The 16,826-nt window shown below is 30.1% G+C and carries 18 protein-coding genes and 2 tRNA genes; 19 read left to right on the plus strand and 1 reads right to left on the minus strand.

Annotated elements, in window-relative coordinates:
• The first annotated feature begins 501 nt into the window (after positions 1 to 501).
• From LBD57_RS01125 to uvrB, 6 genes are all read left to right on the plus strand, one after another.
• Positions 502 to 708, plus strand: a complete 207-nt coding sequence (locus LBD57_RS01125; protein WP_373469509.1) for a hypothetical protein — start codon at positions 502 to 504, stop codon at positions 706 to 708.
• A 341-nt stretch (positions 709 to 1,049) separates the two neighbouring features.
• Positions 1,050 to 2,114, plus strand: coding sequence for a radical SAM protein (locus LBD57_RS01130; RefSeq protein ID WP_373469510.1), 1,065 nt, complete (start codon positions 1,050 to 1,052; stop codon positions 2,112 to 2,114).
• Positions 2,107 to 3,150, plus strand: coding sequence for an ABC transporter transmembrane domain-containing protein (locus tag LBD57_RS01135; protein ID WP_373469511.1), 1,044 nt, complete (start codon positions 2,107 to 2,109; stop codon positions 3,148 to 3,150). Before LBD57_RS01130 ends, LBD57_RS01135 begins: the two co-directional genes overlap by 8 nt.
• 7 nt (positions 3,151 to 3,157) lie before the next feature.
• On the plus strand, positions 3,158 to 3,727 hold the full coding sequence (locus LBD57_RS01140; protein ID WP_373469512.1) for an ATP-binding cassette domain-containing protein: 570 nt from the start codon (positions 3,158 to 3,160) through the stop codon (positions 3,725 to 3,727).
• A 16-nt stretch (positions 3,728 to 3,743) separates the two neighbouring features.
• Complete coding sequence (locus LBD57_RS01145) at positions 3,744 to 4,112, plus strand: hypothetical protein (protein WP_373469513.1); 369 nt, start codon at positions 3,744 to 3,746, stop codon at positions 4,110 to 4,112.
• Positions 4,113 to 4,200: 88 nt separating this feature from the next.
• Complete coding sequence (gene uvrB / locus LBD57_RS01150) at positions 4,201 to 6,210, plus strand: excinuclease ABC subunit UvrB (protein WP_373469514.1); 2,010 nt, start codon at positions 4,201 to 4,203, stop codon at positions 6,208 to 6,210.
• Between the two features lie 79 nt (positions 6,211 to 6,289).
• Here uvrB and LBD57_RS01155 read toward each other — a convergent pair whose 3' ends face one another.
• Positions 6,290 to 6,577, minus strand: coding sequence for a hypothetical protein (locus LBD57_RS01155; protein WP_373469515.1), 288 nt, complete (start codon positions 6,575 to 6,577; stop codon positions 6,290 to 6,292).
• 200 nt (positions 6,578 to 6,777) lie between these two features.
• On the opposite strand from LBD57_RS01155, the gene LBD57_RS01160 reads away from it, so the two are divergent.
• The 13 genes from LBD57_RS01160 (at position 6,778) to pstB (ending at position 16,806) form a co-directional block, all read left to right on the plus strand.
• Positions 6,778 to 7,053 carry a hypothetical protein gene (locus LBD57_RS01160; RefSeq protein ID WP_373469516.1) on the plus strand — a complete coding sequence of 92 codons (276 nt, stop codon included), beginning with the start codon at positions 6,778 to 6,780 and terminating at the stop codon, positions 7,051 to 7,053.
• A gap of 15 nt (positions 7,054 to 7,068) precedes the next feature.
• On the plus strand, positions 7,069 to 7,353 hold the full coding sequence (locus tag LBD57_RS01165) for a YtxH domain-containing protein (protein ID WP_373469517.1): 285 nt from the start codon (positions 7,069 to 7,071) through the stop codon (positions 7,351 to 7,353).
• A gap of 11 nt (positions 7,354 to 7,364) precedes the next feature.
• Positions 7,365 to 7,437, plus strand: a tRNA-Phe gene (locus LBD57_RS01170).
• Between the two features lie 33 nt (positions 7,438 to 7,470).
• Positions 7,471 to 7,543 (plus strand) — tRNA-Thr (locus LBD57_RS01175).
• A 246-nt stretch (positions 7,544 to 7,789) separates the two neighbouring features.
• Positions 7,790 to 8,263 (plus strand): transcriptional regulator NrdR, encoded by a 474-nt coding sequence (gene nrdR, locus LBD57_RS01180; protein ID WP_373469518.1) that lies wholly within the window; start codon positions 7,790 to 7,792, stop codon positions 8,261 to 8,263.
• A 27-nt stretch (positions 8,264 to 8,290) separates the two neighbouring features.
• Positions 8,291 to 10,579 (plus strand): vitamin B12-dependent ribonucleotide reductase, encoded by a 2,289-nt coding sequence (locus tag LBD57_RS01185; protein WP_373469519.1) that lies wholly within the window; start codon positions 8,291 to 8,293, stop codon positions 10,577 to 10,579.
• A gap of 15 nt (positions 10,580 to 10,594) precedes the next feature.
• Positions 10,595 to 11,143 carry a dCTP deaminase gene (gene dcd, locus LBD57_RS01190; RefSeq protein WP_373469520.1) on the plus strand — a complete coding sequence of 183 codons (549 nt, stop codon included), beginning with the start codon at positions 10,595 to 10,597 and terminating at the stop codon, positions 11,141 to 11,143.
• A gap of 44 nt (positions 11,144 to 11,187) precedes the next feature.
• Positions 11,188 to 12,717: a glutamine-hydrolyzing GMP synthase gene (gene guaA, locus LBD57_RS01195; protein ID WP_373469521.1), complete on the plus strand. Its 1,530-nt coding sequence runs from the start codon at positions 11,188 to 11,190 to the stop codon at positions 12,715 to 12,717.
• A complete protein-coding gene (locus tag LBD57_RS01200) occupies positions 12,717 to 13,583 on the plus strand; it encodes a PstS family phosphate ABC transporter substrate-binding protein (RefSeq protein WP_373469522.1) in 867 nt (288 codons plus the stop codon). Before guaA ends, LBD57_RS01200 begins: the two co-directional genes overlap by 1 nt.
• A 1-nt stretch (position 13,584) precedes the next feature.
• Positions 13,585 to 14,454 (plus strand): phosphate ABC transporter permease subunit PstC, encoded by an 870-nt coding sequence (pstC, locus tag LBD57_RS01205; protein WP_373469523.1) that lies wholly within the window; start codon positions 13,585 to 13,587, stop codon positions 14,452 to 14,454.
• The gene (gene pstA / locus LBD57_RS01210) at positions 14,451 to 15,305 is read left to right on the plus strand and encodes a phosphate ABC transporter permease PstA (protein ID WP_373469524.1); all 855 of its coding nucleotides are present in this window, start codon (positions 14,451 to 14,453) and stop codon (positions 15,303 to 15,305) included. The genes pstC and pstA overlap by 4 nt, the downstream gene beginning before the upstream one ends.
• Positions 15,299 to 16,051, plus strand: coding sequence for a phosphate ABC transporter ATP-binding protein (locus LBD57_RS01215; protein WP_373469525.1), 753 nt, complete (start codon positions 15,299 to 15,301; stop codon positions 16,049 to 16,051). The genes pstA and LBD57_RS01215 overlap by 7 nt, the downstream gene beginning before the upstream one ends.
• Positions 16,051 to 16,806 (plus strand): phosphate ABC transporter ATP-binding protein PstB, encoded by a 756-nt coding sequence (pstB, locus tag LBD57_RS01220; protein ID WP_373469526.1) that lies wholly within the window; start codon positions 16,051 to 16,053, stop codon positions 16,804 to 16,806. Before LBD57_RS01215 ends, pstB begins: the two co-directional genes overlap by 1 nt.
• Positions 16,807 to 16,826: the final 20 nt, after the last annotated feature.

The following is a 16,826-nucleotide window of genomic DNA, read 5'->3' on the forward strand; positions in this document are numbered from 1 at the left end:
TTTATCTGTAATATTTATATTTATACCTTTATCTCTTTTTATCTTTTCTCAAACAGCTTTTTATGCCCAACGGTTAAGATTCAATCCTTCTTTTTTGCCAAATTTTTTATTTGTTTTATATTATTTTGGAACACATAATATGTTTTTATTATATTAATTAGCTTTCTAAATAATATAATATATTCTCTTGTAATTATCAATACAATCTGCAAGCTCAGCTTGCTAATGCAAGAGTCGCTGTTGTTTACGAAAGCAAAGCAAAAAAAGAAGTTATATCTTGCCGTTAAGTCTTTTAAAAAATAGGGAAAGAAGTTGCAACATACAGGGTCGTTGTTTGTCTTTTCGATTCTTTTTATCTTTGTGGACAAGTCGGCAAAGCAGTAAATAACAGAAATAAGTTTATGGGAGTAGAATTAGTAAAATTAAGCAATGAAAAAATACAGGAGAATAAGCAGCGGAGCGCAATGAAATAGAAATAGTAGTGCGATTATCCGCTATGTCTTGCCTAAAGAAACTAATTTTGATACCATAACAGATGACGAACTTGCAAAAGTGGAAATTTTACATCTTACAAAGTTAGATTATGAAGATTACAAGTTAAATGACGATGAATGTGCTTGTGCAGGTTATGAAGGATATTGTGCCACATTAGTTTCGCCACCACGACCCCAACCTTCCCTTCCACCACCAAGTCCACGGCCATTTTAATTTGTAGATATTATGATAAATGCCTCATGGTGCTTTCTGTACTATGAGGCATTTATTCAGGAGATTGTATATGCAAAAAATTAAGATTTCTCAGTATAATTTTGTTGTTAATTTAGATAGAGATAATTTATTGCTTTATAATAGTAAAAATAATAATTTAGTTAAATTAAAACTTTGATTATGTAATAAAAGTCAATAGTAACAGTATTGCTAATTTAGGAATTGATAATGATTTTAAAAAACTTTGTGAATTAGGTTTTTTTGTAAATTGTAATAGAGATGAAAAAAATGAAGTTATAATTAATTTTGAGAAAAAAAGATATTATTATAATAGCCTAAATTTGACTATAGCGGTTACAAATGAATGTAACTTGAATTGTATATTTTGTTATGTAAATAAAAAGAAAATATATAAGTTTTCATTTGAAACTCATAAGAATATTATTGGTTTTATAAAGTATTATTATGAAAAATATAAAATTAAAAAATTATTTATAACATGGACGGGAGGAGAACCACTAGTTGAATTCGATAATATTGTAAAGTTGTCTGAAGAAATTATTAACTTTTGTTGTATAAATGATATTAGATTTGAGTTTAACATTATAACAAATGCTGTTTTATTAAATGAAACTGTTATAAAAAAATTAAAAGAAATAAATATTACTAATATACAAATTTCTATAGAGCCAACAGAAATTTTAGATTTACTGAGTAGACCTATTAAAAATACAAATAAATCAAATTTTAATAATACTTATGAGAACATAAAAAATGTAGCTGGATTAATACCAATTGTTTTAAGAATTGCCTTGTCAAAAAGAAATTTCACTCAAATTGTCAACTTTGCTATAAGATTAAAAAACGACAATTTATTATCCAATAATGTAAACTTCGCTTTAGGACCTTTACATATCCCTTACCTAAATTCAAATTTAGATTTTAGTATTCTAAGCGATGTCTTAGATTCTAGAGATTATTCTAGAATATATTTTAGTATTTATGAGGAATTACTTAATAAAAACATCATTAAATTTACTCCTTATCCATCATTATATAATGAATGCGGAGCATATAAAAGCAATGTGTTTAGTGTGGATGCTAAAGGAGATATTTTTAAATGTTTTGAAAATGTATTTGAAATATCAGAATCTATAGGAAATATTAGAGATAAAAATATAAGCTTAATTTATAAACATACCAACTGGATAAAGAAAGATTTTGATTTTGAGAAATTAGAATGTTATCATTGTAAACTATTGCCAGTATGCAAAGGTGGATGTAATATGGTAAGGAGATTTAAAAATGAGAGTAATATAGGAAATTTTTTAGAATTGGGTTGTAATGAATGGAAGTATGAGAAAGGATTGAAGCTATACTATAAGAGTATAAAAGAAAATGACTAAAATTAATATTATACTTAGTCTTTTTAAAAATTACAAAATAGAAGTTTTGCAGTATTTTTGTATTGACATTTTGCTGAAATTTATAAATATAGTAACTGCTTTTTTTATGATGATTTTTGTAGACACAATTAATATTAGCACTAGTTTTATTTTGGCTTTTGTGATTTTATATATTTCTGTATTAATTTTTAGTTCAATTTCTACGTTATTTAAAACGCTTACTTTATATTTATTAGAAAACAAAGTTTTGTTTGATTTTAGAAAAATAATTTTAACAAAATTCTTAAACTCTAAATATGACAGTAGAAGTGCTTTCAATAAAGATCCATATTTATCTCAGAGAATTTTAAGTGACACAGGACTTGTGAATAGTTTGTTTATAGAACCGATAGCAAAAAGTCTAAGTTCAATAATTTTTTTAAGTATCCTACTGCCAATTTTTTTACAATTTAATTTTTTAATTATTTTATTAGTTATTTTAAGTGCTGTTTTCCCTTACCTATTTTCTTCTTTTTTTAATAGAAAAAATCGGTATTTTACATATAAATATCAAGAAGCATATGCTTTATATTCTTCAAAATTATCGGACACGATAGATTCTACTAAAGAAATCAAACTTTTTAATATATATCAAAAAGAAATAGATAAATTTGATTCTGCTACTGAGAATCTTATTTCAATGAATACAAATGCCCTTTTTTGGGGATATACATCTGGACAATTTAGTGTAGCTTTACAATATGTTATTATTGGAATTTTGCTTGGATTTTTAGGGTATCAAGTTCAGGAAAAAGTTATTAGTTTAGGTCAAGCAATCTTTATTTGTGGTATATCTAATAATCTCTTTTATGTTATTAGTGATTTTTGGCAATTTTATTTTTTAACCAAAAACTCTAAAGTACCTTGGAAAAGAATTAAAAAAATATTGCTTGTAGAGCATGAAAATGAGACTTTTAGAAATAATGGATTTAACTACAAAATTAAAAAGATTGAAAATATAATCTTTAAACATGTTGTAGTAGAAAAAAAAAGATAAGGTTATATTGAGAAATTTAAATTTTAAAGTTAATTTGAATGATAAAGTTGCTTTAATTGGGCGCACTGGAGCTGGTAAAACTACAGTTCTAAATCTAATGCTATTTTTTGACAGGATATCATCTGGGGAGATTTTAATAAATGATATAGATTTATATGATATAAATATTAAGAACCTTAGATCTAAAATATCATATTTTACACAAGATTCTTTTTTATTTAATAGAACTATAAAAGAAAATATTTTATTATATTTAGATTATAATAATCCGATAATATGTCAAAAATATTTAGAAGTTTTAAAAATATGTGAACTTGACAATTTGGATGATAGCAAAGTTGTAGGCAATAGAGGAGTTTTTGTGTCAGGGGGAGAAAAACAAAGGATAGCTTTAGTAAGATGTTTAATGAAAGATTTTGATGTTTTAGTGTTAGATGAATTTGGAAATTCTATTAACGAAAATATGGGAATAGAAATTTATAAGAACTTAATTGATTTTTATAAAGACAAGATTATTATTGCAGTTTCTCACAGAGCAAATATTGCTAATTTATTTCAAAAAAAGATTCAATTATAAAATTTTTGGAGAGCAAGTGATCCAAAAGAAGCTATTTTTTCTAAATAATTTTGTTATAGCAGTATCTATAGTTTTTATGATTATTTTTTTTATTCCAATATTTAGAGTTGATTTACCATTAGATTATAAAATTAATGATAGTAAGTTGATAATAAATATAGAAAGATTAGATATAGAAAAAGATTTATTTGTAAACTTTAAAAATAATGAAATGATTATAATAAGTCGGGATAATGGTAATTTAAAAATTGATAAATCTGATATTTGTAATAATCAAATTATTTTAGATATACAGCAATTGAACATAGAAAATGAGTTGAAAGTTTATTATAAATTTAAAAAAAGTGTTATGGGTTATATTATAAAAAGTAGAAGAAAAATATGAAATTAGCAAAAAGGGTATCTCTAAACCTCCTAATAAGAATATGCGTTAAGGTTTTTAGAGACGCCCAAATAATAATGGATTTGTAAAAATGGAAAAATTTAAGTTAGTTTCTAAATTTAAGCCGTCTGGGGATCAGCCACAGGCAATAGAGAAACTGTACAATAATTATTTAAACGATAAAAAATCTCAAGTATTGCTTGGTGTTACAGGATCTGGAAAAACTTTTGTTATGGCAAATCTCATTGAGAAGCTTCAAAAGCCGACGTTAATAATATCTCCAAATAAAATTTTAGCAGCTCAAACTTACGCTGAGTTTAGATCCTTTTTCCCTAATAATGCTGTAGAGTATTTTATATCTTATTATGATTATTATCAACCAGAAGCTTATATACCATCAAGCGATACATATATAGAAAAAGACGCTTCAATAAATGATCATATAGATAGACTGCGCCTTAAAGCTACTACCTCACTTCTTGAAAGAAAAGATGTCATAGTAGTAGCTTCTGTTTCTTGTATATATAATTTAGGTTCTCCTAAAGATTATCAGAATATGTGTATTGAAATAGTTGTTGGTAAAGATAAACCAATGGACGCGCTTTTAAATGAACTTATATCTTCTCACTATGAAAGAAACAATGTAGAGTTTATTAGAGGAAAATTTAGAGTAAAAGGTGACACAATAGAAATTTTTCCTGCATATCTTGAGACAGCATTAAGAGTTGAATTTTTTGGAGATACTATAGAAAGTATAAAAGATTTTAATCCAGTTACAGGAGAAATTATTTCTAAAAAAGAAAAAGCATATATTTATCCTGCCAAGCTTTTTGTAGTTAGTAAAGAGAAAATTGATAAAGCTATAAAAACTATAGAAATTGAATTAGAAGAACGCCTTAAAGTATTAAGATCTAAAAATAAACTTTTAGAAGCTCAACGTTTAAAACAAAGAACTAAATATGATATGGAAATGTTAAGAGAAACTGGTTTTTGTAATGGTGTTGAAAATTATTCAAGACATCTTGCTGGAAATCTGCCTGGGGTTAGACCAACTACTTTAATAGACTATTTTTTACAAGAAAGTGACGACTTTTTAATGATAGCTGACGAATCTCATATTTTGATACCTCAAATAAGAGGGATGTATGAAGGGGATAGAAGTAGAAAGCAAACTCTTGTTGATTTTGGTTTCAGGTTGCCTTCGGCATTAGATAACAGACCTATGAAGTTTGAAGAATTTGAGAGTTTAATAAGAAAATTTATGATGGTTTCTGCTACTCCGGGTGCCTATGAGTTAGGAAGAAGTAAGAATAATATAGTAGATTTAATTATTAGACCTACAGGCTTGATAGATCCAGAAGTTATTATACGTCCTATAAATGGACAAATACACGATTTAATGGATGAAATTAAAAAAACTGTTACTAAAAAACAAAGAGTGTTGGTAACTACTCTAACAAAAAAAATGTCGGAAGATTTGACTGCTTATCTTAAAGAAAAAAATTTTAGAGTAGAGTATTTACACTCAGAAATAGATGCTTTGACAAGAATAGAATTACTTAAAAATTTACGTCTTGGAAAATTTGATGTTTTAGTAGGAATAAATCTTTTAAGAGAAGGTTTAGATTTGCCAGAAGTTTCGTTAGTTGTAGTTTTAGATGCAGATAAAGAAGGTTTTTTGCGCTCAGAGTCAACTTTAATACAGATTTGTGGAAGAGCAGCAAGAAATATTGATGGACGCGTAATCTTTTATGCCGATACTATGACAGGTTCAATGCAAAAAGCGTTAACTGAAATGGCAAGGCGTAGAGCAAAACAATTAGAGTATAATAAACAAAATAATATTAAACCAACAACAATAATTAAAGCTGTTAATGAACTTGAAGAGTTTAAAAACTTGTCAAAAAAAGAATCTCTTACACATATGTTGTCTGAAGAAAAGTTTGATTATAAAGTTACTAAAAAAAATATAGATTCAATAATTAAAGATTTAGAAGTACAAATGAAAGCAGCAGCAGAAAGTTTAGATTTTGAGTCTGCTGCTATTTTAAGAGATAGGATGTTAGAGCTTAAGGATATGAAATCTAGTAAACAAAAATAGCGCTAGCCAATAAAAATCTAGCGCTATTTTAAAATTTAGTTAATATTAAGATTTCTTTGAAAATGCTCTTTTTATGAATTCATAAAAAGAGGCAACATGTATCGACTGCTTCAGCTGCCTGTGTTATAACTTGTTGACCTTGTTCTAGGATTTGTTGTCCAGTTTGGAAAGCATTTGTCACATCTTGGACGTCTAGGCTACGGTTAAGTTCACTATTTACTCTTGCCGGGTTTACGATTGTGATATCTCCACCTGCAAGTAGAAGATCCCCATTTTCATTTATTGTGCCATCTTGTCCTGGGCCGCCCGCAAAAGAGATAGAACACGCAAAAGCTACGGAGGAAAGTACAGATACAAATTTAATCATTTTGAGCATCCTTGTTAAAATTAAGCTCAAAAATCTCAAAAGCGGCACCTGTGCTAGTATCATAATCTAAAAATAAAAAAATGCCAAGTAAATTTATTGCGAAATTTACTTTAAGGGTTTTAGACAGACCCTATACATTTTTAGTTGATGTTATAACGATAACATTTGACATGTTTTTATATTTATGTTAAAATCAAAAAATGAAATGTGGTGAGTTGATATTAATTATTGTACTTAGTATCATAGCTATATCTGTAGTTATTGGCGTAGTTTATTTTATCTTGGCGTTAGCTCAGATTAAAAAAACTGCTATAGAGATTGAAATGGCTGCTAAGAAGATTAATATTGAACTTGATCTTGTAAATAAAGTTTCTTGTAAGGTTGCTTCAATAAGTGAAAAGATGTCATCTCCAGTTGCTTCAATAATTTCTCTTCTTTTTTACGCTGTTTCTAGTATTAATAAAAAGAAAAAATAGGTATAAGGAGAAATGATGAGTGATAATAAAGGTACGTTCTTAGCTTTTATTTTAGGTGGAATAATTGGCGTAGCAGTCGGGGTTTTATATGCTCCTAAATCTGGTAAAGAAACTAGAAAAAGTATTAGAAGGTTAAGTGAAGATATTGTTGATAATGTAAATGATTTGGGTGAAGATATTGCTAAAGCTGGGAAAAGAATTTATGAAGAAGGTCGTGAGAAAGTTTTATCAGGTAGAGATAAAGTAAGTGAAGCATTTGATGTTGGCAAAAAGGCTTTTGAAAAATATACTAAAAGTTAAATAGACTTTATGCTGAGGTAGCTCAGTCGGTAGAGCACAGGTCTGAAAAACCTGGTGTCGACAGTTCGATTCTGTCCCTCAGCATGTTTTTTTATTTTTTAATTTATTTGCCTTTATGCCGATGTAGCTCAGCTGGTAGAGCAATTGCTTCGTAAGCAATGGGTCGGAGGTTCAAATCCTCTCATCGGCTGTTTATATAAAAATTCTTCGTCATTTTTGACGAGGTTTTTTTTATTTGGCTTTTAAATCCTTAAAATTTTTCAAAAAGGTATTTTCAGCTAGTTTTATTTATTAGGTTTACCAAAATAATAGTAGAAGTAAATTTTTATTTAATTGACAAAACTATGTGTATGTTGTAGTATTGTTTGTAATACTACATATAGTGTATTTTAAAGCAAATATGGTTTTTAGAAAAACCCAAGAGTAAGGAAAAAACATGAAATGTCCTTTTTGTGGTAGTACTAATGATCAAGTACTAGATTCTCGTCCTGTTGAGCATACATCAGCTGTTAGAAGGCGTAGAGAATGTTCCAACTGCAAAAAAAGATATACCACTTTTGAACGTCCAGAAGAAATAGTACTTATGGTTGTTAAATCAAACAGCTCTAGAGAGCCTTTTGATAGAAAGAAGATTTGGGTTGGCATAGATAGAGCTTGCAAAAAATGTCAAATTTCTGCTGAAACTATAGATAGACTTGTAAGTGAAATAGAGAATGAAATACTTAGTGAATATATAATGGAAATTTCATCTACAATTATAGGTGAAAAAATTTTAGAAAAACTTTGGGATATTGACTTAGTGGCGTATGTAAGGTTTGCCTCTGTTTATAGAAAATTTAGTGATATAGATACTTTTATGGAGGAACTAAAAAAATTAAAAAAAGAACATATAAAAAGACAGAAAGTATAAAAGCTTGGGTTATTTAAGGAGTTTTTTATGGCAACTGCAAAATTAGATGATTTATTAAAAAACAAAGTAAAACTAGAAAAAAATGCTTTAACAGTTTTACAAAAGCGTTATTTAAAAAAAGATGAAAATGAAAATATAATTGAAAACCCTGAAGATTTATTTTTCAGGGTTGCATGTAATATTGCAAAGGCAGATATTAATTATGATAAAAATGCAGATATCAATGCAGTTGTAAAAGAGTTTTATCTTGCAATGTCAAATTTGGATTTTTTGCCAAATTCTCCAACGCTGATGAATGCTGGAAGGCATTTACAACAATTATCTGCATGTTTTGTTTTGCCAATAGAAGATTCCATGGATTCTATTTTTGAAACTTTAAAGAACACTGCGCTTATACATAAGTCTGGAGGAGGGACAGGTTTTTCTTTTTCTAAGCTGCGTCCTAATAAAGATGTTGTAAAAACTACTTGTGGAGTTTCTTCTGGGCCTGTGTCTTTTATGCATGTTTTTAACTCCGCTACAGAAGCCATAAAACAAGGTGGTACTAGACGAGGGGCTAATATGGGTATGCTTCGCATAGACCATCCTGATATTTTAGAATTTATATCTTCTAAAGATAAAAATGATAGTTTAAATAACTTTAATATATCTGTCGCTATAACAAAAGAATTTATGGGTGCTTTAGAGGTCAATAAAGATTATAATCTCTATAACCCAAGGAATGGTGAAGTTTCTGGAGTTTTAAATGCAAGAGCTATTTTTGATAGGATTGTTGAACAATCTTGGAAAAATGGTGAACCTGGCGTAGTTTTTATTGATAGTATAAATGACAAAAATCCCACTCCAGAAGTAGGTAAAATAGAGTCCACCAATCCTTGTGGGGAACAACCTTTACTTCCTTATGAATCATGTAATCTAGGATCTATTAACTTGGGTCATTTTGTAAAAAATAAAGATGTGGATTGGAAAAGATTGGAAAAAGTTATTAAGGCTGCCGTGCACTTCTTAGATAATGTTATAGACATGAATAATTATCCTATAGAGAAAATAGCTGAAGTTACTCGTTCTAATAGAAAGATAGGACTTGGGGTAATGGGTTGGGCAGATATGCTTTTAAGTTTAGGTATTGCTTATGGGAGCCAAGAATCTTTAAATCTTGCAGAGAAACTTATGGGTTTTATTCAAAACAAATCTCATTATTTTTCACAAGAACTTGCAATAAAAAGAGGAGCATTTGCAAATTTTGATAATAGTATTTATAGTGAGGGGAAATTAATAAGAAATGCTACAACTACTACAATTGCTCCGACAGGAACAATTGGTATTATAGCGTCTGCTTCAGGTGGAATAGAACCTATTTTTGCTATTGTTTACAAAAGAGCGCAATGTTTAGACAATGAAGAAATGTATGAAGTTAATCCATATTTTGAAAAGTTAGCAAAAGAAAAGGGCTTTTACTCTGAGGAGCTTATGGATAAAATTGCCCAAAAAGGCAGTATTCAAGATTTTAATGAAATTCCTGAAGATATAAGAAAAATATTTGTTACATCGCATGATATTTCTCCTGAGAGTCATATAAAAATGCAAGCGGTTTTTCAAAAATTTACTGATAATGCTGTTTCAAAAACCGTAAATTTTCCAAATAATGCTACAAAAGAAGATGTAAAAAAAGTTTATATTCTTTCTTATAAAATGGGTTGTAAGGGTGTTACTGTTTATCGTGATGGGAGCAGAGAAACACAGGTTTTAAACATTGCAAATAAAAAAGAAGGAGAGCTCTCTGCAAAAGGGACAAACCCACCTAGAATTCGTCCTAATAGGACAGTGGGTTTTACGTTTCTTATGCATACTGGTTGTGGAAAAATGTATGTTACGGTCAATGAAGATGATAATGGCATATGCGAAGTGTTTACTCAACTTGGGAAGTCTGGAGGTTGTACATCTTCTCAGGCTGAGGCTATAAGTCGTTTAATTTCTTTAGCATTGCGTTCTGGAATTGATCAACAAGCAATTATAAAACAAATAAAAGGAATAAGATGTCCTTCTCCTACACTTGCAGAAGGAGGAGCTATTTTGTCTTGTGCTGATGCAGTTGCAAAAGCTTTAGAAGCTTATAACAAAGAAAAAATGTCACCAGATTTATTTATGCAAAAAGCCTTACATAATTCTGATACAAATAAAGAAAGACAATATTCTTTTGATGCTGATGCAAATGTGTCTGGAGCTTGTCCACAGTGCCCTGAATGCGGAGAGATGTTAACTTTTGCTGAAGGGTGTGTGGTTTGCAGAGAATGCGGTTATTCTAAATGTTTTTAAAGAGGATATAATGTAATGGTAAAAAACGATATATGGATAAATAAGATGGCCTTAGAGCAAGGCTTAATAGAACCATTTGAGCCAAATCAAGTTAGGAAAGGAAATATTTCTTTTGGTACTTCTTCGTATGGATATGATATGCGTGTTTCAAATGAATTTATGATTATGGACGTTAATGCTAAAGTCCTTGATCCTAAGAATTCTGTAAATGTATTTAAATTGGTTACAGTTGCAGATTTTATAGAAATACCTCCAAATTCTGTTATTTTAGGAAAAACAATAGAATATTTTAGAATACCAAGAGATATTGTTACAATAGCATTCGGAAAGTCAACATATGCTAGATGTGGTATTTTTGTAAATGTTACTCCTTTTGAGCCTCAGTGGGAGGGATATGTTACGCTTTCTATAGCAAATACAACGTCTTTGCCTGTTAAAGTTTATGCAAATGAAGGAATTGCGCAAGTGTTATTTTTACAAGCAAGCGAAGTTTGTAAAACTTCTTATGCAGATAGAAAAGGCAAGTATCAGACCCAAAAAACTATAACTCAAGCAAAAATTTGATACAATGTTAACGCATAATAGATTGGTAATTTTAAAGGACTACAATGATTTTAATACTAGATTTTGGTTCGCAATACACACAATTGATTGCAAGACGTATAAGAGAAGAGAAGGTTTATTGCCAGATATATCCAGGAAATAAATCTTTAAATTCTTTTTCAAATTTGGAAGGTGTAAAGGGTGTAATCTTTTCAGGTGGGTATGGTAGCGTTTATGCTAAAAATGCTCCTTGGCCTGATCCAAAGGTTTGGAAGTTAGGTGTGCCTATTTTGGGTATTTGTTATGGTATGCAGCTTATTGCGCAGCATTTGGGCGGGAAAGTTTTGCCGTCAAAGCATAGAGAGTTTGGACTTGCAAATGTTGATGTAGAATGCGATTGCTATTTGTTTGATGGTTTAAATTCAAAAGAGACTTTATGGATGAGTCATGGTGATAAGCTATCAAAAATGCCAAAAGGTTTTAAGATTACTGCAAAGTCAGATAATTCTCCATATGCAGCTATTGAAGATGTTTCAAATAATATATATGGGGTGCAATTTCACCCAGAAGTAAAACACTCTGTAAATGGGAAAAAGATTATTCAAAATTTTGTATTTAAAATTTGTGGTTCAAAAAGAGATTGGACCATGAAGTCTTACATAACAGATGAAATAAAAAGAATTAAGTCACAAGTTGGAAAAAGTAAAGTTTTGTGTGCTTTATCTGGCGGAGTAGATTCTTCAGTAGCTGCAGTTATGTTGCATAAAGCTATAGGAAAGCAAATTTTTTGTATTTATGTTGATCATGGCCTTCAAAAATTGGGGGAAACCCAAAGAGTAAAAAAAGTTTTTGGGAAAGTATTTAAAAAAAATCTTGAAATTGTTGATGCAAAAAAAATATTTTTATCAAAACTTAAAGGGGTGGTTGATCCTGAACAAAAAAGGAAGATTATAGGTAAAACATTTATAGATGTTTTTGAAAGAGAATCTAAGAAACTTAAAGGTGTAGACTTCCTACTTCAGGGAACAATTTATCCAGATATTATAGAAAGTGTTTCAATAAAAGATGCAAAGACTCCAATCAAAAGTCACCATAATGTTGGCGGTCTTCCAGAAAAGATGAAAATGAAACTTGTAGAACCTTTAAAGTTTTTATTTAAAGATGAAGTTAGAGCATTAGGAAGAGAATTTAAAATTTCTGCAGAAATTTTAAATAGACAACCTTTCCCTGGTCCAGGTCTTGCAGTCAGGGTTCTTGGAGAAATAACTCAAGAAAAATTAAGTATTTTAAAAGAAGCAGATAGTATAGTAACAGAAGAAATTATGAAAGCTGGCTTTTATGAGAAAGTTTGGCAATCATTTGCGATAATGTTGCCTGTTAAAACTGTTGGAGTTATGGGAGATGTCAGGACGTATGAGTATGTTATAGCTATAAGGGCTGTAAATTCTGATGATGCAATGACTGCAGATTGGGTAAAACTGCCTTATGAATTACTTGAAAAGATGTCTTCAAGAATTATTAATGAAGTTAAAGGTGTTAACAGAGTAGTTTATGATATTTCTAATAAGCCTCCGGCAACAATAGAATGGGAATAATGAAAAAATTAGTTTTGTACTGCATAATGTCTATTTTACTGTTGTTTGCTTGTTCTAGTCATGGTAACAAAGCAAAGATAGAATCTATACAGATAAAGGGATCTGATACTATTGTGAATCTTATACAGGTTTGGGCTGAAAATTTTATAAAATCTCATCCTAACTTAAATATCAGCATCACAGGTGGTGGCTCTGGCACTGGATTTGCTTCTTTAATAAATAAAACCTGTGATATCGCTATGTCTTCTAGAGAAGTAGAAGACATAGAAGTTGCTTTAGCCAAACAAAATAATGTTAATCCTATAGGCTTTAAAGTAGGTTTAGATGGTCTTGTTGTTATTGTTAATCGAGATAATCCCGTTACTCAATTGACTTTAACTGAACTTAAAAATATTTTTATGGCAAAGATTACGAATTGGAAAGAAGTAGGTGGTCAGAATAGAAAAATAGTTATTCTTTCTCGGGAAGCTAATTCTGGCACTCATATGTTTTTTAAAGAACATGTTATAAGAAGTGGTTATGCGAATTCTTCAGATGAATTTTCTGTACATTCTTTAATGATGCCATCGTCTCAAGCTGTGTATGATGAAGTTTTGCAAAACCCTAATGCATTAGGCTATGTTGGGATGGGGTTTGTTGATAATAAAATAAAAGTTATATCCGTTGCCGTGGATGAAAATAGTAAATATATTTATCCGACCCGAGATACAGTTGTTAATGGTTCTTATCCAATTTCTAGACCTTTATATTTGTATACTAATGGTAAACCTGAAGGCATAATAGAGATGTTTATTGATTATGCTGTATCTGATGAAGGGCAAAAGATTGTTGTTGACACAGATTTTGTTCCAATTAAGAAGGACTAAAGTGAGAGAATATTTAGATTATATTATTGAAACAATAGTTTTTATATGTGGTATGTTGTCAATAGTTTTTGTTGTTTTAATTTTTTCATTTTTGCTTAAAGAAGGTTTATCTTTTTTTAAAGATTTTAGTTTTGTAAAGTTTATTACAAATCAGTTTTGGTATCCAAGTTCTACTCCTCTATCTTTTGGCATATTGTCTCTAATATGCGGTTCGGTTTTGGTTACATTAGGGGCTTGTTTAATAGCTGTTCCAATTGGTGTAATGTCAGCCCTTTTTATAGCTGAGATTGCTCCTAAAGGAGTTAGAGATATATTAAAGTCTTTAGTTGAACTTATGACTGCAATTCCTAGTGTTGTTATTGGTTTTGTAGGTATGGTAACAGTAGTTCCTTTAGTTAAAAATATTTTTAATCTTCCAACAGGACTTAGCGCTTTTTCTGGTTCTATAATGCTTGGCTTTATGGCAATGCCTACAATTGTTACGATATCTGAAGATGCTATAAGATCTATTCCTTGGCAATATAAAGAGGGAGCTCTTGCTTTGGGTGCTACAAAATGGCAAGCGCTAAGAAGAATAATCTTAAAGGCTGCCATGCCTGGCATAATAGCTGCTATTATGCTTGGGATAGGTAGAGTAATAGGAGAAACGATGGCTGTTATGATGATAACAGGGAATGCTGCTCATGTGCCACATTCAATTTTTGATCCAATAAGAACAATGACGGCTACAATAGCTGCTGAAATGGGTGAGACTGTGCGAGGTGGCGTTCATTATAAATCGTTGTTTGCTATAGGTCTAGTACTTTTTTTAATTACTTTTGTAGTAAATTTTGTAGCAGATTTGTTTTTAGGTAAAAATAAAAATTTATGATAAGACTTAGCCCTAAATTATCTCAAAAACTTTCATATATACTTCTTTTTATGGCAACAATATTAGCTATTGTTCCTGTTTTGGTAATTATGTTTTTAATTGTAAAAAATGGTGCTTCTGCTATTAGCTGGGAATTTTTAACTTCTATGCCAAAAGATGGTATGCGTTCTGGAGGAATACTGCCTGCAATAGTGGGTACTTTTGCTATAGTTATGTGTGCGGTTGTTATTACTCTCCCTATAGGAGTTTGCGCTGCAATCTATTTAAATGAATATGCAAAAGATAACTTCCTTACTAGAGTAATTAAACTTGCGATTGTAAACTTAGCTGGCATTCCTTCTGTGGTTTATGGTCTTTTTGGGCTTGGGATTTTCGTCATGTTTTTTAAACTAGGTGTTTCTATTATAGCTGGAGCTTTAACTTTATCTATAATGGAGCTTCCCGTTATTATAACTACTTCTAGAAATGCTTTAAATAGTGTTCCTAAATCTTTTAGAGAAGTAAGCTTATCTCTAGGTGTGAGTCGTTGGCAAACTATTAGGCACATTGTATTGCCAAATGCTCTCCCTGGAATTTTAACTGGAACAATTCTTAGTATAGCAAGAATTTCTGGCGAAACTGCTCCTATACTTTTTACTGCAGCGGCTTTTTATGTGCCGCATTTACCGAAATCTATATTTGATCAAGTGATGGCTTTACCTTATCATTTGTATATAATTTCAACACAAATACCTAATATGCCAAAAAATATTATATACGGAACGGCTCTTGTTTTAATGATGATGGTTTTAAGTATAAGTTTTGTTGCAATTTTTGCAAGAGTTTATTTTAGGAAGCACAGGAAATGGTAAATAAAATTGAAGTAAAAAATTTAAGTTGTTTTTATAATAAAAAGTGTGTTTTGGATTCTTTAAGTATTAATGTTGTAAAAAATGAGATTTTAAGTGTTATAGGTCCTGCAAATAGTGGAAAAACAACATTTCTAAGAACTTTAAATAGAATGAGTGATTTGAATGTATCATTTAGTAGAATGGGGGAAGTTTTCCTTGATGGTGAAAATATTTTTAATGTGAATATGGAATCTTTAAGAAGACGCGTGGGGATGCTTTTTGCTATGCCTATACCTCTTCCTATGAGTGTATATGATAATATTGTGTATGCTCCTAAAAGACTTGGATTAATTAATAAAAAATCTGATATAGATGCTCTCGTTGAACAATCTTTAAAAGATGCTTCTTTATGGAACGATGTAAAAGATAGACTGCATACGTCTGCAATGAAAATGTCTGGAGGACAACAGCAAAGACTTTGTATAGCAAGAATTCTTGCTATTAACCCTGAAGTTATTCTTTTTGATGAACCTTGTTCAGGTTTGGACCCTGTGTCAACCGCAAAAGTTGAAGAATCTATGTTAGAACTAAAACAAAAATACACAATAGTGCTTGTAACTAATAATGTAAAACAAGCATCTCGTGTTAGTGATAGAACTGCTTTTTTTCTTATGGGAAAACTCATAGAGGTTGATAAAACAGGAGAATTATTTGTTTCTCCAAAAGAAAAGCAAACAGAGGGCTATATAACAGGAAGATTTGGATAATGTCAAAAATTGCGATAAAAAATTTTAATCTTTATTATGGAAACTTTCATGCTCTTAAAGATGTAAATATTTATATAGAAGAGAACAGAATTACAGCTATGATAGGACCGTCTGGCTGCGGAAAGTCTACATTGTTAAGATCTATTAATAGAATTAATGATATAATAGAAGGAGTAAAAACAGCAGGAGAAATAAATATAGACGGTGCCAATATTTATGATAGAAATATCGACGTTGATTTTTTACGTAGAAGTGTTGGAATGGTTTTTCAAAGACCTAACCCATTTCCAATTTCAATTTATGAAAATGTTGCTTTTGGTTTGCGAGTTAACAGGATTACGTCAAATAAAAATATTATTAACGAAACAGTTGAAAAGAGTTTAAAAGCCGTCTTGTTGTGGGATGATATAAAAGATAAATTGCGTAAGTCAGCACTTACTTTGACGCTAGAGCAGCAACAAAGACTTTGTATAGCAAGATTAATTGCTGTTGCTCCCCGTATTATTTTGTTAGATGAACCTTGCTCTTCTTTAGACCCTGTTGCGACAAGAAAAATAGAAGAGCTAATGATGCAGTTAAAAAAAGATTATACAATTGTAATAGTTACTCATAACATGCAACAAGCTGCTAGAGTTTCCCAAGATACAGCATTTATGCTTTTAGGTAAACTTATAGAATTTAATAAAACTGATAAAATATTTACAAATCCGTCTGAGAAAGAAACTGACGACTATGTAAGTGGCAGATTTGGCTGATTAAAATATTAAAAAGTCTC

The sequence above is a fragment of the Candidatus Endomicrobiellum cubanum genome (assembly GCF_031278955.1).
Lineage (GTDB): Bacteria > Elusimicrobiota > Endomicrobiia > Endomicrobiales > Endomicrobiaceae > Endomicrobiellum > Endomicrobiellum cubanum.